At 59.2% G+C, this 26,755-nt stretch carries 18 protein-coding genes and 3 pseudogenes; 17 read left to right on the top strand and 4 right to left on the bottom strand.

Features of this window, described 5'->3' with window-relative positions; translation table 11 throughout:
* Positions 1-370: 370 nt before the first annotated feature.
* Positions 371-1,336, bottom strand: a complete 966-nt coding sequence (locus tag PATSB16_RS02530; RefSeq protein WP_047212483.1) for a GlxA family transcriptional regulator — start codon at positions 1,334-1,336, stop codon at positions 371-373.
* A 268-nt stretch (positions 1,337-1,604) separates the two neighbouring features.
* Here PATSB16_RS02530 and PATSB16_RS02525 point away from each other — a divergent pair, with 268 nt between their 5' ends.
* From PATSB16_RS02525 to PATSB16_RS02505, 5 genes and pseudogenes are all read left to right on the top strand, one after another.
* On the top strand, positions 1,605-2,264 hold the full coding sequence (locus tag PATSB16_RS02525) for an HD domain-containing protein (protein WP_047212482.1): 660 nt from the start codon (positions 1,605-1,607) through the stop codon (positions 2,262-2,264).
* A 43-nt stretch (positions 2,265-2,307) separates the two neighbouring features.
* A complete protein-coding gene (locus PATSB16_RS02520) occupies positions 2,308-2,985 on the top strand; it encodes an alpha/beta fold hydrolase (protein WP_047212481.1) in 678 nt (225 codons plus the stop codon).
* 52 nt (positions 2,986-3,037) lie between these two features.
* On the top strand, positions 3,038-3,850 hold the full coding sequence (locus PATSB16_RS02515) for an alpha/beta fold hydrolase (RefSeq protein WP_047212480.1): 813 nt from the start codon (positions 3,038-3,040) through the stop codon (positions 3,848-3,850).
* A gap of 66 nt (positions 3,851-3,916) precedes the next feature.
* Complete coding sequence (locus tag PATSB16_RS02510; RefSeq protein WP_047212479.1) at positions 3,917-4,678, top strand: MBL fold metallo-hydrolase; 762 nt, start codon at positions 3,917-3,919, stop codon at positions 4,676-4,678.
* A 37-nt stretch (positions 4,679-4,715) separates the two neighbouring features.
* Positions 4,716-5,425 (top strand): annotated as a pseudogene (locus PATSB16_RS02505) (transposase); the annotation flags it as partial.
* A gap of 319 nt (positions 5,426-5,744) precedes the next feature.
* On the opposite strand, the pseudogene PATSB16_RS20765 reads toward PATSB16_RS02505, so the two are convergent.
* A pseudogene (locus PATSB16_RS20765) lies at positions 5,745-5,834 on the bottom strand (transposase); the annotation flags it as partial.
* Positions 5,835-6,019: 185 nt separating this feature from the next.
* On the opposite strand from PATSB16_RS20765, the gene PATSB16_RS02500 reads away from it, so the two are divergent.
* The 6 genes and pseudogenes from PATSB16_RS02500 to PATSB16_RS02475 all read left to right on the top strand — a co-directional run bounded on the left by PATSB16_RS02500 (position 6,020) and on the right by PATSB16_RS02475 (position 14,680).
* The gene (locus PATSB16_RS02500; protein WP_047212477.1) at positions 6,020-6,271 is read left to right on the top strand and encodes a hypothetical protein; all 252 of its coding nucleotides are present in this window, start codon (positions 6,020-6,022) and stop codon (positions 6,269-6,271) included.
* Between the two features lie 272 nt (positions 6,272-6,543).
* A complete protein-coding gene (locus PATSB16_RS02495; protein WP_047212476.1) occupies positions 6,544-6,930 on the top strand; it encodes a hypothetical protein in 387 nt (128 codons plus the stop codon).
* A 181-nt stretch (positions 6,931-7,111) separates the two neighbouring features.
* Positions 7,112-7,582: pseudogene (locus PATSB16_RS02490) on the top strand (IS256 family transposase); the annotation flags it as partial.
* Between the two features lie 545 nt (positions 7,583-8,127).
* Positions 8,128-9,393, top strand: a complete 1,266-nt coding sequence (locus PATSB16_RS02485; protein ID WP_047212475.1) for a DUF6361 family protein — start codon at positions 8,128-8,130, stop codon at positions 9,391-9,393.
* Entirely contained in the window at positions 9,387-11,264 is a 1,878-nt protein-coding gene (locus tag PATSB16_RS02480; RefSeq protein ID WP_047212474.1) for a phospholipase D family protein, read from the top strand. The genes PATSB16_RS02485 and PATSB16_RS02480 overlap by 7 nt, the downstream gene beginning before the upstream one ends.
* Complete coding sequence (locus PATSB16_RS02475) at positions 11,261-14,680, top strand: helicase-related protein (RefSeq protein WP_047212473.1); 3,420 nt, start codon at positions 11,261-11,263, stop codon at positions 14,678-14,680. Before PATSB16_RS02480 ends, PATSB16_RS02475 begins: the two co-directional genes overlap by 4 nt.
* 288 nt (positions 14,681-14,968) lie before the next feature.
* Here PATSB16_RS02475 and PATSB16_RS02470 read toward each other — a convergent pair whose 3' ends face one another.
* Positions 14,969-15,799, bottom strand: a complete 831-nt coding sequence (locus PATSB16_RS02470; RefSeq protein ID WP_047212472.1) for an SIR2 family NAD-dependent protein deacylase — start codon at positions 15,797-15,799, stop codon at positions 14,969-14,971.
* A 229-nt stretch (positions 15,800-16,028) separates the two neighbouring features.
* Positions 16,029-16,445, bottom strand: coding sequence for a hypothetical protein (locus PATSB16_RS21070; RefSeq protein WP_047212471.1), 417 nt, complete (start codon positions 16,443-16,445; stop codon positions 16,029-16,031).
* Positions 16,446-17,230: 785 nt separating this feature from the next.
* Between PATSB16_RS21070 and PATSB16_RS02460 the strand changes: the two genes are divergently transcribed.
* From PATSB16_RS02460 to PATSB16_RS02435, 6 genes are all read left to right on the top strand, one after another.
* Complete coding sequence (locus PATSB16_RS02460) at positions 17,231-17,515, top strand: hypothetical protein (RefSeq protein ID WP_047212470.1); 285 nt, start codon at positions 17,231-17,233, stop codon at positions 17,513-17,515.
* Positions 17,516-17,651: 136 nt separating this feature from the next.
* The gene (locus tag PATSB16_RS02455; RefSeq protein ID WP_052892543.1) at positions 17,652-19,793 is read left to right on the top strand and encodes an AAA family ATPase; all 2,142 of its coding nucleotides are present in this window, start codon (positions 17,652-17,654) and stop codon (positions 19,791-19,793) included.
* A gap of 452 nt (positions 19,794-20,245) precedes the next feature.
* Complete coding sequence (locus PATSB16_RS02450) at positions 20,246-20,857, top strand: recombinase family protein (protein ID WP_047212469.1); 612 nt, start codon at positions 20,246-20,248, stop codon at positions 20,855-20,857.
* A 30-nt stretch (positions 20,858-20,887) separates the two neighbouring features.
* Positions 20,888-24,163 (top strand): helicase-related protein, encoded by a 3,276-nt coding sequence (locus tag PATSB16_RS02445; RefSeq protein WP_047212468.1) that lies wholly within the window; start codon positions 20,888-20,890, stop codon positions 24,161-24,163.
* Positions 24,160-24,834, top strand: a complete 675-nt coding sequence (locus tag PATSB16_RS02440; protein WP_047212467.1) for a DUF4391 domain-containing protein — start codon at positions 24,160-24,162, stop codon at positions 24,832-24,834. The genes PATSB16_RS02445 and PATSB16_RS02440 overlap by 4 nt, the downstream gene beginning before the upstream one ends.
* Positions 24,835-24,871: 37 nt before the next feature.
* Entirely contained in the window at positions 24,872-26,752 is a 1,881-nt protein-coding gene (locus tag PATSB16_RS02435; protein WP_047216201.1) for a site-specific DNA-methyltransferase, read from the top strand.
* Positions 26,753-26,755: the final 3 nt, after the last annotated feature.

The raw sequence follows: 26,755 nt of genomic DNA, 5'->3' as shown, positions 1-26,755 counted from the left end.
AGGTACTTGCACGGAGCGTACCTTACCGGGTACCAAGCGGCTTTGAGAGTAAGTGAAAGGACTTTGCTAGAAGCCGGTTGGCCCTACCGAAGCGGGCAGGTCAACTGCGCATATGTATGGCTTGCTTGTGGTGATGCCCCCTCGTTCACCATAAGACGCCAGCACACGGCGTGAAAGACCTGGGTCGAACTCGCTTGCGACGTCTGCGGCGGTGCCCAGCGCTTGCTTGACGCGATCGCTACCGCTCTTTGTCAGTCTCTATCTGGGTTCTCTATGCCCCCCGATGAACGTCTGGTCGGGAACATGCCACAGAAGCTACGGATGTGATCCTCGTTGCGCAAGCGTTTCCGGCGCAAAACAACACCCTCACTTACGCGGTTCTGAAACTCCCTCGATATTGCTGCGGTGTGACGTTGAGTCGCCGCTGAAAGGCGCTCCGCATTTGATCGGGACTGGTAAAACCGCAGTCGAAAGCGACGGTCTTCAGGGCGGCCTCCGTGGACTCCAGCAGGTTGCGAGCCTGATCTAGGCGTACCCCTTCCACATATTCATGCGGCGTTACACCGAGTTCACTCACGAAAAGACGCGCAATACTGCGCGGACTTACGCCGCCAATATCAGCGAGCCGTTCAACCGGAAAGGCCTCGCGGACATGCTCCATGACATAGGTCTGCACTTTTCCCAGCGGCGTTTCCGGGTCGCGGACGGAGATTAGCAACGGGCTGAATTGGGATTGGCCTCCCTGGCGTTGCGCAACGACCACGAGTGCCTTGGCGCATGCAAGCGATAGCGCAGGTCCGTGATCTTCTCCAACCAAAGCAAGGCTGAGGTCAATACCAGCCGTCACGCCGGCGGACGTCACCAGACGATCGTCACGCGCATAGATCCGGTCATGCTCTACCCGCGCTGCGGGGAACTGCGTTGCAAGCTGCTCCGAACAAAGCCAATGAGTCGTGACGGTTCGGTTGTCGAGAAGCCCCGCATGTCCCAGCGCAAAAGCGCCAGTGCAAATCGACCCATAACGCTGGGCCGCAACACCCCATCGTCTCAGCCACGCCGACATGGCATCATCGGGTGCACTTGCGGGAAGGCACTGGCCTCCTGCCACCAGAACCGTGTGAAAAGCACGCTCTGCCTGAGCGAAGCTCAGATCAGCGACCATCCACATTCCATTGGCACTGCGCAAGCGCTGTGTGCTGCCCGCGACCAGAACGCAGTGGTAATGGTCTTCTTCCGGCAAGAAGCCATTGGCCGTCATGAAGACATCAAGCGGACCGGCTACGTCAAGCGCCTGAACGCCCTCGAAAATGACGACTGCAACCTCTCTGTTTGCCATCAGTGCGCATGTCCTTGTGCCAAAAATGATCCGGATGCCCGAACGCCAAACTGCCTGAAACCCCACTGGCAGTTTAACACGCACGCTTGGCAGTTTTCGGCGGTGCAATGAGATTGCTGCCAGACCAGTTAGCCGCGATGATGATTGGACCGGCTACAAGGTCCTCTTCGAGAACCAGCCCAACCAACCATTCAACCAACGGCAATGACCGCCAGCACAACCCGTTTGCAGGGTTGCTGGTCGTGTCAGTCATGCGCGGAGAGATATTTTGACCAACCATCATCATGCAGCGCCGGCCATCAATGGCATCGTCATCCCCGACAGCTCATTGGCACGCGCCATCACCGAGTTTGTACGCGACACCGAGACCGAGTTGCTCTTCAACCACTCGAGCCGAGTCTACTTTTTCGGCGCCCTCGCCGGACAGCAACGCGGGCTGAGCTTCAATCCGGAGCTGCTTTACGCCGCAACGATGTTCCACGATGTTGGCCTGATGCCGTCGCATAGCAGCGCCAACCTGCGTTTCGAAGTCGATGGCGCGAATGCCGCCCGCGACTTCCTGCAAAGCTACAAGCTTGATCCTGCCGACATTGAAAAGGTATGGACCGGCATCGCGCTGCACACCACGCCGGGCGTACCGGAATTCATGCATCCGGTAATCGCCCTGACCACTGCGGGCGTCGAGATGGACGTGCTGGGCCTGACCTATAACCGCTATCCCGACGACATTCGCGAGGCCGTGGTCGCCGCCTTTCCACGTACATCCGCCTTCAAGGAAGACATCATCCAGGCCTTCTACGACGGCACCAAGCATAAGCCCGATACCACATTCGGCAACGTCAAGGCAGATGTGATCGCCGATAAGGAACCGCATTTCCACCGCGGTAATTTCTGCTCCATCATCCGTTGCTCGCGCTGGCACGGCTAACTACCTTTTCCCTCACCGCACACTATTTTCAAGGAGAAATACTATGACTATCTCTAACGTCATCCTCGTACATGGCGCCTGGGCCGATGGCTCCAGCTGGGCCAAGATCATTCCGCTGCTGGCCGCAAAGGGTATGAGTGTCACTGCCGTTCAGCTCCCCCTCACCAGCTTCGAGGCCGATGTCGCGGCGGTAGGACGTGCCATCGCGCTGGTGCAGGGAGATGTGGTTCTGGTGGGGCACAGCTATGCCGGTGCCGTGATCGGCCAGGCCGGCAACGCCGCCAAGGTCAAACGACTGGTCTACATCGATGCCTTCGCGCCAGATGCGGGGGAGTCCGCCGGATCGCTCTTCGCCCAGTTCGAGGCAGCCCCGCTCAATGACGAGATCAGGCCCGACGCGCAAGGCTTCCTGTCGCTCACGCCCAAGGGCGTCGCCACCCTGTTCGCACAAGATCTCGATCCCGTCGAGCAGACGGTGGTCCATGCCACGCAAGGCCCGATCAATGGCGCGGCGCTCGGCGGCACACTGACACAGGCCGCATGGCGCAGCCGTCCAACTTTCTACCTGATTGGCGAGGAAGATCAGGCCATCCTGCGTGTGGAGCAGGAACGCATGGCCGCGCGCATGAATGCGACGATCAGGCGTGTTGCGTCCAGTCATGTGCCGATGCTGTCGCATCCCGCCGTCGTCACCGACTTCATCCTTCAGGCTGCCGCCTGACATCACCGCATCCGCGACGTCCGTGCTGCCAGTCGGCACCAGGAGCAATTTAATGAACACCTTATCGAACGCTGTCAAACTACATGTCGAGGATCTCGGGACAAACGCACCGCCCCTCGTATTCCTGCACTACTGGGGTGGTTCGTCGCGCACGTGGCACCATGTGATGCAGGCCCTGACGCCCGCTTTTCGCAGCATCGCGATCGATCATCGTGGCTGGGGCCGCTCGGACAAACCATCTGGCGCTTATACACTGGACACGCTGGCCGATGATGCCCAAAGGCTGATCGACGGCCTGGACCTCGGCCGTTACATCCTGGTGGGGCATTCGATGGGCGGCAAGGTCGCACAACTACTGGCGTCGCGCCACCCGGCCGGACTGGCAGGACTGGTTCTGGTGGCGCCGTCACCGCCATCGCCGATGAACCTGCCGCTTGAAATCAGGCAAAGCATGGTCAAGGCCTATGACAGCCGGGAAAGCGTCCTGGCCACGGTCCAGCAGATGCTGACGGCCAGCCCTCTTCAGCCGGACGATCTGGAAACAGTCGTGCAGGACAGTCTGCAAGGAGCGCCCGCTGCCAAAGCGGCATGGCCGCTAGCCGCCAGCCAGGAAGACATCAGCGCGCAAGCCACACTGATCCGCGTTCCGACCCTCGTCATTTCAGGCGAAAAAGACCGGGTCGATCCAGCTACGGTGCTACAGCAGGAGTTGATGACGCGCATACCGCACGCCACTTTGCACGTTCTGCCGGGCATTGGCCATCTCTCGCCCCTGGAAGCGCCAGGCGAGCTGTCAGCGTTGATCCGGGACTTTGCCACGCCGTTGATCGCTGGCAGCGGAGAACGCGAGGCATGGCAGCAATGACAAGGATCCCATTACCCGATAACCCGCATGTGGCGGGCGGGCATCTGCATCTCTAAGGATATCCCCATGTTTCAGACCCAGATCATTGCCATTCCGATCTTGCCTTTCGGCATGGTCAACGCCCATCTGATCCGCAGCGAGGCAGGCTGCGTACTCATCGACACCGGCATTCCCGGATCGGAGGCCAAGATCGGCAAGGCTCTTGCCGAACACGGCCTGACGTTTCGCGACATCAAGCTGATCGTTGTCACCCATGCTCATACCGATCACGCCGGCAGCGCGGCACGCGTGCGCGCATTGTCGGGCGCGCCCATTCTGGCGCATCGGGACGACGCGGATTTCTACAGCCGCAAGGAGCCGATGACTTATTGCACGACGAGTTGGGTCGGCAAGCTGTTTCTCAAGACGCCAGTTCCGCATGAACCATACGACGGCTTTGTCCCGGACATCATGATGACCAACGGCCACACGGTGAACCTGCTCGACTTCGGGGTTGACGGCATCGTGCGGCACACTGGCGGCCATACGCCCGGCTCGATTGCCGTGGAGTTGTCGTCCCAGGACATGATGGTCGGCGACCTGATCGCCTCAGGCATCCTTATCGGTGGTGTGATCCGAAAGGGGCGGGCAATTCGCCCGCCGTTCGAAGATGATCCCGCCACTGTATCGCGTGAACTGATTCGGATGGTGGACGGTGGCGGCAAGCGTTTTCATATGGGCCATGGTGGACCACTGGACGTTCGCGAGGTGCTGCGCCATGCCCACGCTTTGGCAAAACTGGCGGGTGATCCATGCACCTCAGGCAAGTGCGGACATCAGCACCACTAGCAGGCCGTTGAAATACCTCCCGCACGCATCATCCAGGCGCACGCACGAGAGCGGAGCGAAAGGCGGGCGGCCAAGCATCGCACCGGAGAAGCTGATTCATGCGGTGTTGCTGCAAGTGATGTATTCGATTCGCAGCGAACGCATGCTGGTGGAGCAAATCTCCTGCAACATGCCGTTCCGCTGGTTCGTCGGCTTGGCGATGGACGATGGCACGTGGGACCACTCGACCTTCAGCAAGAACCTCGACCGTTTACTGGTTCATGACCTCATCGTCAGTTTGTTTAGCGAAACGGTTGAGACCACGCGCGCGGTCTGCTCTCTGGCGAGCATTTCAGCACGGACGACACGCTGATTCCGGCTTGGGCGTGACAGAGGCGCTTCGTGCGCAAAGACCAGTCGGACGACGACACATCGCCAGAGGGCACCACTCGCCAGCGCGAGAGTTGGCACGGCGAGAAACGCAGCAACGAGCCACATGAATCGAGCACGGACAGCGAAGCCCGCTTGTTTCGCAAGAGTCGCGGCATCGGCGAAGTGCTTTGCTATTAGGGGCATGTGCTGACCGATAGCCGGCATGGCCTAGCTCGCCGCCGGCACCGACATGCACGCCGATGCGGCGTTTGTTGCCGACAAGCTCATCACCTTTGGGCTGACAAGAACTACGACATGGCGGGCTTTGTGGCATCGTGCTGCGGCAGTCGTCCCACACCGCGTGCACAGAAAAGTTCTAAAGACGCAAACCCGAGCGGGTAAAGCCGTTGCGATGAACGACCTATGGCACAGCGCCTAAAATCGATCGGCCGCAAAGCCTTATGGGGAAAGTGGCGGAGAGAGGGGGATTCGAACCCCCGATAGGCTATTAATCTATACATATGAAGATTGAAAATGTAAGCGAATCATAGGTTTGTGTGTGCAACGCTGTGCCATAGCAGCTTCGCCAAAAAAATACTAAGCCTTTGATTTAGTTTATTTTTTATTTTGACTATGGCACAGATTTTAAGGTGGTCGCCCACGTCCGAAAACGCGGTCACCAGTGTTTTCAGGCTACGCACGGTAAGTCTGTACTCTTGCGGCAGACCTCCGCTACGGGCGTACCCAGCTCCGCCTGCTTCAACGCGCATGCGATTTGCTCGTCGGTGAACTTGCTCTTCTTCATGGCATGACCTCTTCCGCTTCACGGTTGAATCATGCCGGACTTTTCTACTTTTGCTTGGCCCAGTTTTTTGGGTTAGTCTCATAATTGGACTTTGCTAGAACCCGGCTGGTACTAGTGAACGGGGCAGATCAAATGATCTGAAGGCGGGCGCATTTAACTAAACGAAAATCGTTAGTGGAGATCGTATGGAAACGACGCCGGAAGCTACTCTTATGTCATTCGTTCCATTGCTGCTGATGTCCTTGGTATTCGGCATCGTTGGTCACTATTTGGCGAAAGATAAAGGTCGACCTGTATTTCGTTGGACCATCCTCTGCATCGTCCCATTCGTGAATATCTATTGTCTCGCGTATCTCATCGGGTGCACAAACCTACGCCTTGAGGCCAAGATCGATGCAATTCTGAAAGCCCAAGGGCAAAAGGCCGACTTTCAGTGACACGGGAAAGGGGTGCAGCCGACTGATCGGCTAGCTGTAACGACTGGCATTCGAAATTGACTGTGTTTTCAATCGACGCGGGCTCGTGGGCAACGAGCCACGCCGATCGCATAAGCGTATTGCCTGCAGGAGCGGCGCCCGGTGCTGCCGCAATATTTCTCACATGTCCGGCGCTGAAGAGATCAAAGCATCTGTAAAGGTATCCTGCGCCAGGCACCGCTTAGTTAGAACTCGCATGGGTAAGATGATTCGAGCGCGCCGGGAGAACGCACATGAATATGCTCGCTCTGATCGGGCTGTGGATTGTCAACAGCTTGTGGATGCTTTCCGCGCTCGCGTTCGCGGCGTCGATCCTCATCGCGCCCTTTGCATTCATTCGGCGAACAACCCGCATGGCGGCCATCGCGTACTTGGTAATCACGCTGGTCTTCGCCGGCAGTTACCTGATCATCAACTTCATCACGATATGCGAAATATGGGGGATATTGGGACTTATCCTCGCGCTCATCCTGTTGCCTACCATTGCCTTCGGCGGGATCGCGGCATTTCTGTGGACTAGCGACTGGCTCAACGCCATATCGTTGGTGCTGCTGGGTTGCGCCTGGGCAAGCGCGTATTTTATGGGGCGTTACGTCGAAGCAAGATCGCACATGAGTTGACAAACACCAACGCGAAACCGGGTGGTGTCTTCGACGGCGCCGTCATCGATCGTCAAGATAATGTGGACAACAGGGCAAAGTCCGGCAGTGGCTCGGCCCCAACGGTTCCGCCGGCGAAGACGACGGCGACCATCAGTACCCGCGAGCTGCCTTGCGCGCACTCCCCGCCGTTGCGTTTGACACCCTGCAAACCTGCATCGTCCATCTGATCCGCAACAGTCTCGCTTACGCCAGTTGGAAGGACCGCAAGGCATTGGCCGCCGCGATTCGCCCGATTTACACGGCACCGAGTGCCGAAGCCGCACAGGCGGAGCTCGATGCGTTTGCCGAAGGGCCGTGGGGCCAACGGTTCCAAACGGTCAGTGCTGCTTGGCGGAATGTCCGGGATCGTGTGATTCCGTTCTTCGCGTTTCCGCCGGATATTCGCAAGGTTATATACACTACGAACGCCATCGAGAATATCAACTCGCAACTGCGCAAGATCATCAAGACGCGAGGGCATTTCCCGACCGATGATGCCGCGACGAAGCTCATCTGGCTGGCATTGCGAAATATCACCGCCGACTGGGGGCGCGCCACCAAGGATTGGAAAGCTGCCATGAACCAATTCGCTATCCTCTATCAGGATCGATTTGTTCGGCCTTCCGTGTGATTACTCAACCTGCCTTGAACACGGAATTTCTGACACACCCACGCTCAAGGATCTGGTGCTCATAGCAGCTCTATGTGGTCACTCTAGCTCCAAGACGGCCTACGAACACTACGGTAGGCGGCGCAATAGCCAGACCTTGGTGCGGGTGTTCCGACCGCATCCAGCATCAACGCCGTACACACGTCTTGTCCCGAGATTTACAGAGATTTCACCGCACAGCGCGATAGGCCGTCCCCAATACCCAACAACTAGAGTTACAATTTCCCACCGCAAACATCGACGGCTATGCTTTCGCAACGTAACGGTGGTTGAGAGCAGAGATAATGCTACAGGGCAAGAAAATTGAATTCAATAAAAGCGAGTGGTCATAGAAATTTGCGGTAGCTGGGAAGAGTAATCGTCTGGGCCGGTTTGTGCTTTGTTACGCGCGTCAGTACCCACGACATGATCCTCTTCGTCGATGCAGCTACGTCGCCGCATTGACCATAAGTGGATCGGCCAGCGAGCTGTCTTAACTTGAATAACGATCTGTCACGGGAGGCGTATTGAGCAGCGTTGGATGGATTGATTTCTCTTCGACCGACCGCGAAAGGGTGAACGGCGTCCTTGCGCTGTTGAGTGAAGCCGGCACGCTCGACGAACTCGGTATTGGTCAGTTGCGCGACGCGTTCTCCGATAGTCTTTTCCCAGGCTTCTCGACAATTCAGACGCGGGCGAAATATTTTGTCACCGTGCCGCAGATTTTCGCCGACTATTGGGCGCTGACGCCGAAGGAGCGGCGCCGCCGCTCTCTGGAGTCGTATCTGAAGGAATCGGAAGACCATCTGGCCGAACGGCTAGTACACAATCACGAGACGGATCAGACGGAACGAGGCGAACCGTTTCCGGTTGGCATCATCGGCAAAGAGCGGGTCGGCAAGGGCGGAGCTTCGCGGCGGCCGTCGTCGGCATACTGGACCGGCCTGCGCAAGTTCGGCCTCGTCGATACCGAGCTGTCGATCGCCGAATTCTGCCGCAGCGCAAGCGAACAGCAAACGGCCGACCGTCTGCTGTGCGACAGCGCGGAGTTCGACAGCGGCGAAGACGACGATGTGATGAAGCGCCGGCACCTGGTTGCCACCGTGCCGCGCCGCAGCCGCGACTGGCACGAAGACATTCGGATCGGGCTGACGCGCCCGGAAGCCGAACTGCTCTACAGCAAACTCCGTTACGTTGAAGCGCTAAAGCACAGCGTCCCAGCTCAACTGATCAACACGGATCTGTTTCGCGACGGCACAATACTCGGCGCCGAAGATTTCGAAGCGCTCAGCCACGCTCTTCAAGCGTTACCGCAAGTGTCCGAGATCTGCCGTACGACCGCGCGCAATGCCGCCCGATTCAGCAAGGCATTTCTCGGCGCACATCTGCGATTCAACTATCTGATAGCGATGAAGCTCGAACAGATTGAGCGTGCCGAAGAGCTGAGTCAGGAATTCGACGACTGGCGCGCCGAAGCGATAGACGACGATCTCTTTAATGCCAAGACCGTCGACGAATGGTTATCGCCGTCCATCGCGTTGCAGGTTGGCGTCAGTACCAACACACGCCGCTTCATTCGGCGTTGGCACGAATCCATGAGCGCCGATAACACGCCCACAGAACGGCTCGATGCACTGGTGCGCGAACAAGCGGACGCCAACAAGGGCAACCGTTCGCTCTTGCAACGCTCGCTACCCGCGGACACCGGGTGGGTCGGCATCTCTACGCTGCAATATCGCTGGCCGCAGGCAAGGCAGATCCTCACGGACATTCGGGAGGGGCTCGCATGCTGAATCCCGCATCCAGTCGCTGCGACTACGGTCACCTGCTGCGGCCTCCCCCGCCTGACGAGACCGGCGGCGTCGCGTATGAGCTCGACGCTGCAATTGCAACTACCTATTCGATCGATCTCAACGCACTGCTGGTGCTGCCCGTGTCGCTGGTGCTCGGCAACACGCTCGAAGGTGAGCTCGCCGGTGAGAAAATCGCGCTGCTCGACGCGATCAGCCAACTGGGCGGCAAGCTGAAGGTGTTCTATCAGAACGGCAACATCCACGTGCCACTGGAGTTCAACCGGCTCTTCGGTCTGCTGGAGCCAATGCTCGCTCCAATCGTGCCGACCGTGCAGGACAGCGAGCGCAGCGCGGCATTTTCGTCGTTTCATCCGAAGCTATGGCTGCTACGCTACGTGCGAAAAGACTGGCGCAGATCAACCACACCCGACCCGGAGCGCAGATACCGGCTGCTCGTCATGAGCCGCAACTTGACGTTCGACCGCAGTTGGGATTTGACGGCAAGCCTCGACGGCCAACCATCGGGCGAGTCGGCGCGCAGCGACGACGCGCTTGCGTTGTTCGTCGAATCGCTGGAACCATATGCATCAGGCTTCGAGCCGCTGAAATCGATGATCCGCGATCTGCGGCGCATGCAATGGCAGCCACCGCAACCGTTCCGCGACCCTCGCATGCTGCCTGGCGGCGGTGCGCACATCGCAGAACCTGACGATCGCTTTGGCACTCCGCTGAACTTCGGCGATGCGAAGGACGATCTGCTTGTAGTGTCGCCGTTTCTCGATGCATCGGAGAAGAAGGCACTCGACTGGCTTGGCAGCGATGTGAAAGGTAGGCGCATGCTGCTGAGCCGTAGCGACTCGCTGGATGCGCTCGGGCAGCAGGCACTCTCGGACTGGGACTGCTACACGCTGAACGATCGCATTGTCGATGGCGAGGAGCATCGCGAGGAGGAACACGCACGCAGCCAGAATCTTCATGCGAAGCTGATCGTGAGCCGTAGCGGACAGACCGCGCACTGGCACCTCGGCTCGGCGAACGCGACGATTGCCGCACTGGGTGGATCGCTTGCGGACACACCACGCAACACCGAATTCATGTTGCGACTGAGCGGCGCCGACGCGAAGGTCGGCATTGACGTGTTGTTGCGGCAATGGACCGGCGATGAAGGCAACCATTTCGTGGTACCGCACACGTTCACGCCGCTCGACGTCCGCGAACAGGAGTCGGACCGCCAAAAGCTGCGCATGCTTGCGCACCGCTTGATCGCCTCCGACTGGAAGCTCGAAGCGCGCGGGGACCAGACCAGCCGCTATCGTCTCGTGCTGGCGACGAACTTCGCGCTGTCTAACGTTCCGGACGGCTTGCACGTGAATGTTGGCCTGCTGAGCCGGTTGGGCGTCTGGAAGCCGCTGCTGAGCGGCGTCGAATGGAACGATCTCGCGCTGACGCAGTTGAGCGCGCTCGTGCCGCTACAAATCTGCGGGCAAGACAGCGACGTCAAGGCATCGCTGGTCATCCAGGCGCGTCTAGTCCTGCCGGCTGGCGTCAATCGCGAGGACGCCGTGGTGCGCGAACTCGTTGACACGCCTGAGAAGTTCCTCAACTACGTGCGCATGCTGCTGGATCCGTCTCCCGACAAACGCCGGGTGTTGCACGCCGACCGTCATGCCAACGAAGTCTCCGACTTGTTCGGCTTCGACGGCAGCGACGCGCTGTTCGAACAGTTGATGCGGGCGGCGGCGCGCAATCCCGAGCATCTGGAACGCGTCGGCCAGCTCGTCAAGCGGTTGGACAAGCTGAAGATGGTTGTGCCGAAAGTCTTTTTCGATTTGTGGCTCCACTTCGCGCCTCTCGCAAGGAATCGTCGATGAGCAGCAAACGGGAATTGATCTCAGCCTCTTTCGCCAAGCTCACCGATTTCCAGCGGGCGACGGTCGATGCGGTGATGCAACGCTTCGACGAAGCACAGCAGACCCGCTTGTTGGTGGCCGACGAGGTCGGGCTCGGCAAGACGGTGGTTGCGCGCGGTGTGATCGCCAGGATGCTGCTGCGCCATCTGAGGATGCACGGCGACGAACCCGCGAGGCCGCTGCGCGTGACTTACATCTGCTCGAATCAAACGCTTGCCAACGAAAACCGCCGGAAACTCGCTATCTTCTCGGACAAGGACGCGGCCACCTACGTACAGGCGCCGACGTTCTGGCGACTCGCGGAACTCGGCGTCGCGCGCGATCACGATGATCGCGGCAAGCTGATCGAGGTGTGTACGCTAACGCCGGCGACGTCGTTTGGAGTGAAGCGCCGAGGCAAGGGCAATGCCAAGGAACGCTACATCATTTTCCGCGCGCTGGCCGAGCATCCGCAGCTCTGCGGCTCGGACCTCGTTGCGCTGGAGCACTTCTTTCGGCAGGAAGTGTGTGATTCGTGGAGGCCCAATGACGACGGCTGGCCGCGCGAGGGCGGCATCGTGCGCAGCGTGCGCGACGCGTTTCATGCGTCGTTGAACGACATAGCACCACTAGCGCGCGACGACCTCGCCGAGCTCAACAAGGCGAACGTACAATACGGCGACTGGTTCGAACTGCTGCGCGGCTGCGCGACGCTGTATGCGCGCGACAAAGCGGCTTGTCCAAAGGCATTCAACGGCATCCTCACCGAGTTGCGTCTGCGGTTCATGCACGCGTGCGCGGGCAATCTCGAAGCCGATCTGTTCATCCTCGACGAGTTTCAGCGTTTCAAGGAACTGCTCGGCCGCAACGACGACAGTGAGGACGGCATCATCGCCCACAAGGTGTTCGAGGAGACTCGCGATGGCGCTAGCAAGATCCTGCTCCTGTCTGCCACGCCGTATAAGGCGCTCACACATATCGACGACGAGGAAGATGCGCACGCCGAGCAGCTCCAGCACCTGCTGCGCTTCATCGGGCGCGGCGAAGCCGCGCCATGGGAAAGGTACACGAAGGCGCGCGAAGCACTGCTCAAGGAGATACTGCTCCTACGCGACCCGTCGGTACGGCCCTCAGACCTGGACGGGCAGCCGAAGAATGCTGTCGAGTCCGCGCTGCGTCCTTACATATGCCGGACCGAACGCGCATCGATCGGTAACGGTGTCGAAAACGTTACGCACGCGAACCATCTGCCGTGCGGTTCGACGTTCACTCGCACCGAGATCGACGCATTCGTCGCGTTCGACAGAGTTGGTCAGGTTCTGCACGACGTGCAGCCGACCATCCATCACTTGCCGTTGATGGAGTTCTATAAATCGGCTCCGTGGCCGCTCTCGTTTCTTGGCGAATACAAGCTGCGAGCGCACATCGAGTCGCATAAGAACGTTCCCGAAGTGAAAGCTGCGCTGAACCGGGCCAAAGCGGCATGGATCCCGCGCGACAAGCTGGACGCCTATGCAGTCAAGCTGGATAGAGACGCGCCGCACGCCAGGTTGCGCGAAGTGACGAAAGCGGTGTTCGGAAACGGCGCTGAAATGCTGCTGTGGATTCCTCCGAGCCGACCTTACTACAAGCACGAAGGACCATTCGCCGTCAATGCACAGTTCACGAAAACGCTGCTGTTCTCAAGCTTGTTACTCGCACCGCGAGCGCTGAGCGGTCTCATTTCCTATGAAGCCGAACGTCGTTTGCTGCGCGCTGCGGGAGACAACGCCAAGTATTTCGAGGATCGACCGACCGGCGACATCATCCGCTTCGACAACACGAAGACGCTCGCGCCCTGGGGCTTCATCTATCCGTCGAGGACGCTCTGCGATCTCGCGCCGGTGCGCGACGAGGCGTTAGGCAAGAGTTCCGAAGCGCTCGTCAACGAAATGAAAAGTCGACTGGCGAACGGTTTGCAACGGCTGCAACGCTTCGCCGGGCCCGCGCCGCGTCATCCCGATCTGTGGTACGCGCTGGCGCCGCTCTTGCTCGACTGGACCGACTCCACCGGCGCAGATGCCGGCCGCAACGTACTGTCGCGACGCGCCGCGTGCGAGCAGTGGCTCGATGACTTTCGATGTAATGCGGGTCAGTCGGCGGACGCATCCGGCCGACGCGACGTAATCGACATCTTGCGTGAGCGGCTCGACGAGCCCGCACTCGATCTCGGCCCGATGCCCGACGATCTGCCCAGCTTTCTCGCGAAACTGGCAATCGCCGGACCTGCCGTGAGTGTGCTAACCAGCCTCGAGCGCATATGGGGCAAGGGCGACCGCGAGTTGGCGCGGCGCGCTGGCGTCGGCGCAATCGACTTCGTTCAGGTGTTTAACAACCCGGAAGGACGGCGCATCCTGAAGAAGAGTCGGCGCGACCGGAAAATTCCGTTCTGGATGGCCGCGTTGGATTACTGCATAAGCGGCAATCTTCAGGCGATGTTCGACGAATATCTGCATCTGCTCCACTCGAGTGGTCTCGACGCGGCGGATGCAATGGCCCGGCTCAACGAAACAACGCGTTTGCGCGCGGGCGGTGTGACGGCACAGGTGCAGCGCATCAATGGCGTTGCAGTCCGGTTCCGCTGCCACTACGCGGTTTCGATCAGTAATCAGCGCAGCACCGACCAGCAGGCTGTTGAGCGGATAAGCAATGTGCGCGATGCATTCAACTCGCCGTTCTGGCCGTTCATGCTGAACTCCACGTCGATTGGCCAGGAGGGGCTGGATTTTCACTTGTATTGCTCGCGCGTCGTCCACTGGAATCTGCCATCAAATCCAATCGACCTGGAGCAGCGCGAAGGACGCGTGAACCGCTACAAGTCGCTGGTGGTACGTCGCCGTGTCGCCGAATACGTCGCCAATACGCCGGTTGCCGCGGATGGCGGCGATGTGTGGGCGGCATGGTTCGAGCACGCGAAGTCCGCGCGCGGTCTCGCGGCAAACCCGCGTTCAAGCGACCTAGTACCGTATTGGCACATGCCGGTCGGGCAGGCCCGCATCGAGCGTTTCGTGCCGTACTTGCCGATGAGCCGCGAAGCCACGCGTCTCGACGAACTGCTGAAAATCCTCTCGCTGTACCGGCTCGCGTTCGGCCAGCCGCGTCAACAGGAGCTGCTCGAAAATCTGTTGTGCCGCGAATTCGACGCCGCGGAAATTGCCGAGATCAAACGCAAGCTGATGATCGACCTCGCACCGATGAACTACCTGCATGCGGCCTCCGGTTCGATCGAGAATCCAGCTGACGACACCACAATCCTCCTGATCAAGCCGTTCTCCGTGCAAGAGAACAACCAGAACGCGCCCTTTGAGATCAATCCATTCACTTCGCATGACGATCAGTTGCCTGGTGCGGAGAAATAATGCTCGATGCGCCTTGGTCGAGACGCAGTTGGCGCACGCGGCCACGTTCTCAGCGAACCGTGGCGCTCAACAGAGACGCAATCATTGTTCTAAAACATCCGCCCCGCGCAGAGTGACATTCCATCTGGCTGTTCTCTCTACCACCATATAGGTATCGGGCTCCCAGGCGACAACGATAGCCATGGCTATCAAGGCCAGTACCGCCGGTCGTCACGTCAGCGGCATCAGTAGCCCGTATGAATATTACCCTGCGTGAATACATCTAAGTAATTGCAACTTTCAATGAGGCTATCCGGCCACCAGCAACGCATTCAACATCCCAAGCACTTCCAATGCCCTGCCGGGGATTCCGACGCCCCGATATGAGGCAATAGCGAAGTCTCGAGGATTTATGCGAATTATTCGTGGCCCATTCTTCTCACTCAGCATTCGAACCGTTGGAATGGCCTTGCCTGCACCGAGCTCGACGACAACCAGTCTGGAAACCCTTGACAGCCAGCGCTCCATGCGCTCCTGTTGAAGTTCCGTGCGGTCATCGATCCAGTCATAGTCGTCAAACATTAAAACATTTGGACGCGCCATCGCTCCGCATTTGGGACAGGTCGGAATATCGCTTTGCAATCTGCATGAGTTAGCGTCTACCTGGGGATCTACCATGTTCGCCGACCAGATATTCCGGCTACAGGTCTTGAAACACTGCAGGAAGTGGATAGACCCATGACATTCGACAATTCTGTCGTCCGGGTATCCGGCCTTCTGGAAGTGCCCGTCCACGTTGCTCGTGAATACGAAAAGTCCGTGCTCCATGCGTTCGCCCCAATGCCGCAGGATATTGAAGCCGTCGTGCGGCTCTGTCTTGCGGTATAGCCCCAGCATATGCCCATAAAACCCCCATGCAAGGGTAGGCATCCGCCGCATGGCATCAGGCGATGCAATGTCCTCGAAATTTATGCCGACGGGTTTAAGCACTGGATATGCACGCCAAAAGCCGGCCCTTCCCCGGAAGTCCGGCAAGCCGGAATCAACTCCCATGCCAGCGCCCGCCGTCACCAACAGGCCGTCCGCTGCGCGTAACCAGTCTGCGGCCAGATTCAGTTTTTCGTGCACTGAAAGCGCCATGTTTTCCTCCCATCTTCGCCAATGCACCCTGCATCTCGCCGAGGCTGATTAGCTCCGCTTATGGTTCCGCGCTCAACCTTCGTTCATATCGCCCGCACCGGCTAACTTGCTTTTGCTAGGCTAGATGTGCGACACACGAAACACGCAGTGCACAACCAGCGATACCGAATCCGAGATGCGGTAAATCGTTTGCCACGCCCACAATGGAAGGCCGCCGGTTGTCGACTTCTCACCGGGCTTTTGCCCATTCTTCCCAGAAACCGGGCTTGTCGTGGTGACTGTTCGTCATTGCGATCGCAAGAGGCAAATACGAGAACCTCGCGCCTTCGATTTTTGAAGTCCCGTCGGGGTATTCCAAAAATTCTTTCACCTGTCTGTATGCTTCGTTGCCCGGGTCAAACGGCACGTCCACGTATACGTCCCCGGTATAGGCCCCGATGAAATTCTCATCAGCAAACTTGGCGCATGGCAACCAACCGATTCGATTGCCGTCCAGCCAGGTGATTACGACATCCCGGGCGGCACATTGCGCATAGTCGATAGGCGATTCCTCAAGCCAACTGTCGCATTCGGGAAATGTCACGAACACAACATCTCGTCCTTTCTGGCGGGCAATGGCGTCAATGTGGTGGATAAGCATTGGCATTCGTTTCTCCATCTGTCGAGGAACTGAGCGACTCGACACTCCCCAACACAACGTTAACAAACCAGCCGGCGCGCGGGACTTCCGTAGCTTTCGCTTCAAGGATATTCCTGCCTCGGGACATTTCACGTCTCAATTTCAGCTCAGGCCCATCAATTAGCAAACTTGACTTGGAAATCCTGGCAGCGCCGCTGACTGGCGCTCGCCGCAGCAGACACCTGCAACGCCTGGCGCTGCTGATGCGCTCCGACGTCTCGGTGTCACAGGGTCATCCGAGTCGGGGTAGCACAGAGAAGCATTGAGGCTTGCATTAGCAGACGGTTGGGGAAATCGACCATTAACCCCCTGCCCTTTTCCATAAATTCGCGACCGGTGCCGTATCCCCTTGGGGCCCCCATCTAAGGCCACCGCCAGCTCGACTTGCATTCGCAAAACTCAATGAGATCCTGAATTTTCCCTGTGGCTTCGATGCCCAGGCAGGTGTGGATCGGTCTGTACGTTGTCTCACAGTACGACGCCAAGTCGCCGCTCCCCTGCCTGCCTCCGTCTGAAGCCACTGGGTTCCGCAATCTCGGGGCATGACCGCCGTCACAGGCGAGCTTGCCTCTCACTTCAGGAGCGCTTTGCGATGAACCCACAACCCCAATGGTGGCAGGCCCTGCTCGACGAGCTCTGGCAGATCCTGCGCGAATTTTTCCGCCCCCTGCTCACCGCGCTCCAGTGGCTGCGACGCCGCAAGTAGGCCTTGGCCTGATCCCTTGCCGATTCCTCTTTTCACTGGAGCCCCTATGCGCATCAAACACTTTGTTTTCGGCCCCAACGGCCGCCGTGTCGTTCAACTGACTCAGGACCACACCACCCTCGCGCTCGATGCGGCGATTCCCGTCGCGGCACTCGCCGCCTGGCACCGTCGACTGCGTGCCGATCTGGCCCGGCCCCTGGCTCGCCAACGCCGCCTGCGGCGGCAGGACCAGCGCCGTCGCTTCGAGCCGGTGCGCACCCACCGTCGTCGGATCCGTACGCACCGACTCGTTGGTGTGCCGGTTCGGCGCGCGCGTCAGGTCGTGCGCTAACGCTGCTGATTTTGATGCGTTGTGCCACGCCCGAGGCCAACTTGCGTTGGCCGCATCGGGTTGGACACTGAACCTCAGGAGGCGCCCACGCCGTCAAGGCTCCGCCTCCGTCGACAACTACAAAGCCGAGGTCATCATGAAACCACGTTACGCTCGCCCCCTGCAGGGCATCCGTCTTCTCGCCATACTGGCCAGCCTGACAAGTCTCTTCACTCAACTGCCCGGTGTGGCTCACGCCGGCGCGCTCCAGCAAGCTACGCTGCTGGGCTCGACCGTTGCCGCAGCCGCCCTCATCTGGCTGCCGAACCCGCGAGTGCGCGGCTGGACCTGGACGGCCTTCCTGGTGCTGTGGCTGGGGTTGGGTCCCCTGGTCTGGGAGCGATCCTTCTTCAGCATCCCGGCCGCACTCCTCCTGGCCGATGCCAGCCGGCGACTGTGGCGCCTGCACCGCAGCGCGGCCGTGCCCCGTATCGAGATCGTCGGCACCCAGGTCTGGATTCCGGTGGTCATGAAGATTCGCCCGTCGGTGCCGATGGCCGGCGCTGCCGATGCTTCTGCTCTCTACGCACCGGCCAATCCGGTTGAGCATTCGGCCCCCGTGGAGCGTCCTGAGCCCGTCACCCCCAAGACACCCGTGACGCCGGCGGCGCCCACCGGCCCAGTGCCGCGCCCAGCACCTGCGGCACCTCCTGTGGCCCCACCCGCGAAACCCGTCGCTCCGCCAGTTGCCCAGCCAGTCGCGCAACCCGCCTCCCCCGTCTATGACTTCAGTGACAACGTGAGCCAGGGCCGCTATACCTTTGCAGATGTCGTCGGCATGCGCTCGACCAAGAAGCGCCTATGGGGTGCGGCCCAGGACATCATCGAGGCGCAGGGCAAGCCCCGTAACGGGATCCTGCTCTTCGGGGAGCCGGGCAACGGCAAGACGCTCTTTGCCGAAGCGCTGGCGGGTCAGTTGGGCATTCCCTTCCTGTCGATCGCTTATGGCGACGCTGCCTCGAAGTGGATCAACGAAACACCCCAGAAGGTCAAGGCCGTGTTTGCTGCGGCGCGCAAGATCGGCACCTGCGTGCTCTTCATCGATGAGATCGACTCGTTCATCAAGAGCCGGGGCGATATGACCCACGCCATGGACCGGGATCTGACCAATGTGATGCTCACCGAGATCGTCGCGCTACGTGGCTCCCGGGTCATCCTGGTGGCGGCCACCAATTGGCTGGACGCGCTCGATGCGGCCGGCAAGCGTGACGGACGGTTCGACTTCAAGATCGAGATTCCGGCGCCGGACCTCAAAGCACGTCTGGCGCTCCTGTACCGGGCCATTGGCGATGAGCTGGGGGTGGAGGCCATCGACCGGTCGGCCCTCCAGGCGCTGGCGGGCCGCTGGGAGGGGTTCAGCGCGGCGCGCCTGTCCGCCCTGGGGGGCCAGTTGCGCGAGATGCGACGCGATGGCCTGTTCGCGGGGCCCGTCACGTTCGAGGTCGGCATGCGGGCGATGCGTTTGTTGCAGGGCCGGCGGGGTCAGTTGCCGGAGAACGTCAAGGCGATCGAGGAGATCATCCTGCCCGACGCTTCACGGGATCTGCTATGTGATCTGGCCTTCAAGATGGAGCAACTCGAGGATCTGGAGCAGCTCGGCGCGAGCTTGCCGCGGGGGCTGATCTTTACCGGCCCGCCGGGAACGGGCAAGACGCAAGCCGCGATGGCGCTGGCCAAGGCAAGCGGCTGGGCGTTTCTGAAGCTCACCGGGGCGCAGATCATTGCCGACCCCGGTGCCTGGGACAAGCTGTACCGGGAAGCGTGCGACATTCGGCCGGCGATTGTCTTCATCGATGAGGCCGATGGCATCCTGCAGGATCGGCGGGCGACGAATTACGGGATGTTGACCGAGAAGATCCTGACCACGATGGACGGTGCGGGCGGACGTATGCGGGATGTGATGTTCATCGCTGCCACCAATTACTACGAGCGCATCGACTCGGCGGCGCTGCGCGGCGGGCGGTTCGAGGAGAAAGTGGTCTTCGACGTGCCGGGGCCCGAGGCGATGGCGGACTACGTCTACACCGCGCTCGACAAGAAGCTGGGAGATCGCTGGCAGGTCTCGTCTGAGGTGGTGAGCCTGCTCACCGAGCGGGTGACGGGACGCTCGATTGCGGATGCGGACGCCGTGATCGAAAAGACGCTGGCCGCCGCTGCGCTGCGGCGGATGCGGGATCGGACGACCGATATTCGAGTCGCCGATGTCGAAGCTGGGGTGCGGGCTGTTGTGGTCGAGTAGCTGCGTGGGCGGGCGTGGCTTGGCTTTTGTGAAAGTCGTTCACGAAACGGGCTGCTGAACATTAGCCGCTCGCCGAGCTACGAATGTTTGAATGCGTCTTCTCGACCCATCGCGGTTAATGAAGCAAACTGCCTTGGCATGACCGCTCATGGGTTCAACATAGTCATTCGGCGGCCATGGCAGCACGTGGTTGTGTGCCACGTTAAGGCCTGCCACACATCACGCGAGCGGAGCCGTGCAGAGACGCGGCCGGAATGCTGCCTGCCACCGCGTGTTCAGCTTTCGTTCCACTCATGGGCCAAATTGTCATTAAGCTGCAGGACGACGACGGGTCGAGTTTGACCATGAAACGGTGGTTTTCCGGACTCGAGCAAATTGCATACTAACTGTCCGCCTGTAAGCCCTAAATCTGTTAAAATTCCCATCAATTTTTCAACGTCCGGCAACTGTCAATGAATCAACGGATCGGCTATGCCCGCGTTTCGACAGACGACCAGAACCTGGACCTGCAGCGCGACGCGCTGCGCCTGGCAGGGGTTGGTTCCATCTACGAAGAGGCGGCGAGTGGCAAGACTGCTGTTCGACAGGAGCTTGACCATTGTCTGAAAGCGCTGCGAGCGGGGGACACCCTCGTCGTGTGGAGACTGGATAGGCTCGGGCGTAGCCTGCCTGACCTGGTGCAGATCGTCGCGGGCTTGGAGGAAAAAGGAATTGGCTTCGAGAGCATCACCGAGAAGATCGAGACCACTAGCGCGGCCGGGAAGCTGGTCTTCCATGTGTTCGCGGCATTGGCAGAGTTCGAGCGCAACCTGATTCGGGAGCGAACACAGGCAGGCTTGCTTGCTGCACGGGCGCGTGGCCGCTCTGGAGGACGCAAGCCGAAGCTGGATGCACGACAAATTAGGGAGATCAAGCGCCTGATGTCTGACCCAACCATTCCGGTCGGCCAAATCGCGGAGCGCTACAAGGTCTCTCGGACAACCATTTATAAGGTCGCTCCTCGAGAGCAAGAAGCGACTGTCTCAACGGTGTCTGGCGGAAAAAATGATAACAAAAAGAAGTAATTTTCTGGCAACTGAAACGGCAGGCCTTCTGTGGAACTGATTGACAACATCACCCGGTTGCTGGGTGACGACCTCAAGGCGACGCTAGCGCCCAAGTCACGGCTGAAGATTGCCGCTTCGTGCTTCTCGATATACGCCTTCGAGTCCTTGAAGGCCGAGCTGGAGAAGGTCGACGAACTCAGCTTCATCTTCACCTCTCCCACTTTCACGGCCAGCGAGGTCACCGACAAGATTCGCAAAGAGCGCAAGGAATTCCACATCCCCAAGCTCGACCGCGAGCGCAGCCTGTACGGCAGCGAATTCGAGATTCAGCTGCGCAACAAGCTGACCCAGCGTGCCATCGCCAAGGAATGCGCCGACTGGATGCGCCGCAAGGCGCGGTTCAAGAGCAACCGCACCAAGGCACCCATGCAGTCTTTCGCAGTGGTCCAGGCCAGCGGCGCGGACACCGCCTACATGCCGCTCCATGGCTTCACGGCTGTGGACCTCGGCTACCAGCAAGGCAATGCCGTATCCAACCTCGTCAACAAGATGGACGAGCCTGCCTTCGCCGCCACCTACCTCAGCTTGTTCGACCAGATTTGGAACGCCCCCGAGAAGCTGGAGGACGTGACTGCGCAGATTTGCGAGCACATCGCTTCGGTGTACCAGGAGAACTCGCCCGAGAGCATCTACTTTTTGATGCTCTACAACATCTTCAACGAGTTCCTGGACGAGATCGACGAGGACGTGCTCCCCAACGACCGCACCGGCTATCAGGACACGCTGATCTGGAAGAAGCTCTTCAACTACCAGCGAGACGCAGCCACCGGCATCATCAACAAGCTGGAAACCTACAGCGGCTGCATCCTGGCCGACAGCGTGGGCCTGGGCAAGACCTTCACGGCGCTGGCCGTGGTCAAGTACTACGAGCTGCGGAACAAGTCCGTCCTGGTGTTATGCCCCAAGAAGTTGGCCGACAACTGGCTCAACTACAACCGCAACCTCAAGACCAATATCTTCGCCAAGGACCGTTTCAACTACGACGTCCTTTGCCACACCGACCTCAGCCGCACCAGCGGCGAATCCTTCGGCACCCCGCTGAACCGGATCAACTGGGGCAACTATGACCTCGTGGTCATCGACGAGTCCCACAACTTCCGCAACAACGACGCCTACAAGGACAAGGAGACGCGCTACCAGAAGCTGATGAATAAGGTCATCAAGGAGGGCGTGAAGACCAAGGTGCTGATGCTGTCAGCCACCCCGGTCAACAACCGCTTTGCCGACCTGCGCAATCAGCTGGCGCTGGCCTACGAAGGCGATTCTGAAATCCTCAGCAAGAAGCTCAAGGCGGCCAAGAGCGTCGAAGAAATCTTTCGCGGCGCGCAGACCGCGTTCAACAACTGGGCCAAGCTGCCCCCCGAGGAGCGCACTGCACGCGCCATCCTCGACTCGCTGGACTTCGACTTCTTCGAGCTGCTGGACAGCGTGACCATTGCACGCTCGCGCAAACACATCCAGACCTTCTACGACACCAAGGACATCGGCCAATTCCCCGAGCGCCGCAAACCCTTGTCGTATCACAGCCCGCTGACCGCACGCACGGACGTGATGGGCTTCAATGACATCTTTGCCCAGCTGTCCTTGCTGAAGCTGGCGGTGTACGCACCGGTCAGCTACATCCTGCCCAGCCGACTCAAGAAGTACGAAGAGGCTTACGACACCAAGGTCGGCGGCAAAGGCACCCTCAAGCAAGCCGACCGCGAGAAGAGCCTCCAGGCCCTGATGACGGTGAACTTGCTCAAGCGGCTGGAAAGCTCTGTCGAATCATTCCGGCTGACTTTGAACGCCTTGCGCCGCAATCACCAAGGCACCCTGGCGAAGATCGCCGCCTTCAACCAGTCGGGCGTGTCGGCCAGCGTGGGTGATCTGACCGAAGTCTTGGCAAACCTTGAAGGCGACGACGACGAACTGCCGATCCTCGATGACGAAACCGGAGAGATCGGGGGCAAGGTCAAGATCAGCCTTGGCGACATGGACCTGCCTTCGTGGGAGCGCGACCTGAAGGGCGACCTCGAACTCATCGACACCCTGTTGGCCTCGATGAACAAGATCACGCCAAAAGACGACGCCAAGCTCCAACACCTCAAAGCGCACCTGCTGGAAAAGATCGCCAACCCGATCAACCCCGGCAACAAAAAAGTGCTGATCTTCACCGCCTTTGCGGACACGGCCGACTACCTCTATGCCAACCTCGCCCCCGTGCTGCAAGAAGCCCATGGCTTGCACACTGCCAAAGTGACCGGTAAGGGCGCGCCAAAGTCCACGCTGAAAAAAGGCTACGACTTCCAAGAGCTGCTGACGCTGTTCTCCCCGCGCTCCAAGGAGAAGGCTGTGGTGCTGCCTGGAGAGCCCGCGGAGGTCGATTTGCTGATCGGTACGGACTGCATCTCGGAGGGCCAAAACCTTCAGGACTGCGACTACCTCATCAACTACGACATCCACTGGAACCCCGTCCGCATCATCCAGCGGTTTGGCCGCGTGGACCGCATCGGTTCTCCCAACACCAGCATCCAGCTAGTCAATTACTGGCCCGACATCACCCTCGACGAGTACATCAACCTCAAAGACAGGGTGGAGAGCCGCATGATGATTGCGGACGTGACGGCCACCGGCGACGACAACGTGCTATCGACCCAGGCCAACGACGTGTCATACCGCAAGGAACAGCTGCGCCGCCTGCAAGAGGAAGTCATCGAGCTGGAAGACCTGAAGACCGGCGTGTCCATCACCGACCTCGGCCTCAACGACTTCCGCATGGACTTGCTCAACTACGTCAAGGAGCATGGCGAACTGAGCAACGTGCCCAACGGCATGCATGCCGTGGTACCCGCCAAGCCCGCCATGGGCCTGCACCCCGGCGTCATCTTCACGCTGCGAAACCTCAACACGGGCGTCAACGTCAACCAGCACAACCGGCTGCACCCTTACTACTTCGTCTATATCGACCGAGCTGGCCATGTGGTGCACGACCACACCGAGGTGAAGCGCCTGCTGGACTTGGCTCGTACCTGCTGCAAGGGCCAAGACAAGCCCATCGCGCAAGCGACCCAGCTCTTCAATGAAGAGACGGCTGAGGGCCGACAGATGCAGGTGTACTCCGACCTACTGGGCAAGGCCATTCGCTCCATGATCGAGGTGAAGGAAGAGAAGGACCTGGACAGCCTGTTCACCGGCGGCAAGACCACGGCGCTAACCAACACCATCTCGGGCTTGGACGACTTCGAACTCATCACCTTCCTGGTGATCCAGGAGGCGGGATGAGCGCCTTGTTCGCCTACCCCAAGCAAGCGGAGTTTGGTCGCGTACTGCCCAAGAACAAGATCTACGAGCACAGCGGCGCGAACGCTCGCCAGAAAGACTTGTTCGTGGAACAGGTGGAGCAGATCGTCTGGCGCTACAAACTGGCACCAGAGACGATCAACCTGGCCGCAAAGCCAGGCGTGCCAGAGATTCAAGTCTTCGCAATCCAACTGAAGACCCCCGAGCTACACCATGACGTGCTCCGTTGCATCGACGGCGCGGTGCAGTTCCCGATCATCTTCGAATTGACTCAGGGCCAAGGAGCCGAGGCAAAGACACAAGTGGTCGCTGCATACAAGCGGCCCAGCGAAGCCGATGCGGCAAGCTGGGTCTCTTCTGCCTACTTCGAGTCAGGATGGATGCCCGCTACTTCTGAGCGCGCACCACTGCCGCTTGCCCTTGACCTAGGTGGGCTTTATGAGCAGTTGCTGCACCAATTGGTGCCGATTGCTCCAAGAACTCAAGAGCCTTTGCGCGACTTAGTTGCACGTACAGAGGCAGTGATGACAAAGGCCAATGAAGTTGCAAAGGCCGAGGCACGCCTTGCCAAAGAGAAGCAATTCAATCGCAAAGTGGAAATCAACGCCACGCTGCGACAACTCAAAACCGAACTTGAACAATTGAGCCGCTGACGCCTTGCACCGGCAGCACAGTGACCAGAGAAAAAACATGGACAAACTCAAAATGCATTCGCTCAATCTCGCGCAGGAAAACATTGCTCGCCTTCGCGAGCTTTTCCCAGGCTGCGTGACCGAGGCAAGGGGAGAGGATGGCAACGCCACGCTGGCAATCGATTTTGATCAACTACGGCAGGAGCTTTCTGATGTGGTTGTTGAAGGCCCGCAGGAACGCTATCACCTCAACTGGCCGGGCAAGCGTGAGGCCTTGTTGACTGCCAACGCACCAATTGCAAAAACTCTTCGCCCCTGTCGCAGAGAAAGTGTGGATTTCGACACCACGAAGAACCTATTCATCGAGGGCGACAACTTGGAGGCTCTCAAACTGCTGCAAGAGACCTACCTAGGAAAGGTAAAGCTGATCTACATCGACCCGCCATACAACACGGGACGAGACTTCGTTTACGAGGATGACTTCGCGAGTAGTGCCGCTGAGTACTTCTCAAAGTCCAGTCAAGTGGATGAGGAGCGCAATCGTCTGGTTCTCAACTCAGAAGCCAACGGGCGCTTTCACTCGGACTGGATGTCCATGATTTTTCCCAGGCTCAAACTCGCTCGCAATCTGCTTAAGGACGACGGGCTAATCTTCATTTCCATCGATGACAACGAAGTGGCCCGAATGCGCAGCATCTGCGATGAGGTATTCGGTAGCGAAAACTTTGTAGCCTGCATTGTTTGGCAGAAGACACTGACCAGAAGGAATGACGCACGACTGTTCTCTTCCGCTCATGAATACGTGCTTGTCTACGCGCGGGATATCGGCAAGGCCAAGATCGAGCGCGTCGAGGCCGACGAGAAGCAGCGAGCAACTTACGCCAACCGTGACAATGACCCCCGTGGTGATTGGCTGCCCATCCCCTTCCACGCACCAAATATCCGGCCGAACTTGACCTATCCGATCACTACACCGGGTGGACGGGTCTTGATGCCGCCAGCTGGTCGGTGTTGGTCGACGACCCAGGAAAAGTTTAAGGAGCTTGTCGCGGACAACCGCATCTACTTCGGCAAAGATGGAAACGGCATGGCCCAGCGCAAAAAGTTCTGGGCTGAGCGAGAAGACGGCATGGTGCCATGGACTTGGTGGCCTTTTGATTACGCCGGAGAGAACCGTGAGGCGACGAAAGAGCTCAAGGATTTGTTCGACGACGAGAACCCTTTCGATGCACCTAAACCCACCAAACTTATCCGACGCATCCTCAACTTGGTTGCGGCGCAAGACGGGGACATCTTCCTTGACTTTTTCGCTGGCTCAGGGACTTCCGCGCATGCCCTAATGGCAGCCAACGCGGAGGACGGCATCAACAGGCGGTTCATCGCTGTACAAGTCGCCGAATCCTGTAGTGAGGACTCAGAAGCTCACCGAAAAGGCTTCCCCACTATCTCGGCAATCACGCTTGAACGACTACGCAGGTGCGGCAAAGAGGTCTTGAGTTCCAGTGGACACGATGATTGGAAGCGCGATGTCGGCTTCCGGCTGCTCCAAATCGACACATCCAACATGGCGGATGTCTTCTATTCTCCCGATGCCTTGAACCAAGGCACGCTCATGGGTCTAACTGACAACATCAAACCCGACCGCACGCCGGAAGACCTGCTGTTCCAAGTGATGCTCGATTGGGGCGTCGACCTTGCTCTGCCTATCGCCAAGCAGACCATCCAAGGAAAGGACGTTTACTTCGTGGACAGCAATGCGCTGGCCGCCTGCTTCGACGGTCACGGCGGTGTCGATGAAGACTTCGTGAAAGAGCTGGCCAAGGTGCAGCCGCTGCGCGTGGTGTTCCGCGACGCAGGTTTCAAAGACAGCTCGGTCAAGATCAACGTAGAGCAAATCTTCAAGCTGCTGTCGCCTGCTACTGAAGTGAAGTGCATTTGAAGG

The sequence above is a fragment of the Pandoraea thiooxydans genome (assembly GCF_001931675.1).
Lineage (GTDB): Bacteria > Pseudomonadota > Gammaproteobacteria > Burkholderiales > Burkholderiaceae > Pandoraea > Pandoraea thiooxydans.
This window is presented reverse-complemented; position numbering and strand designations above follow the sequence as displayed.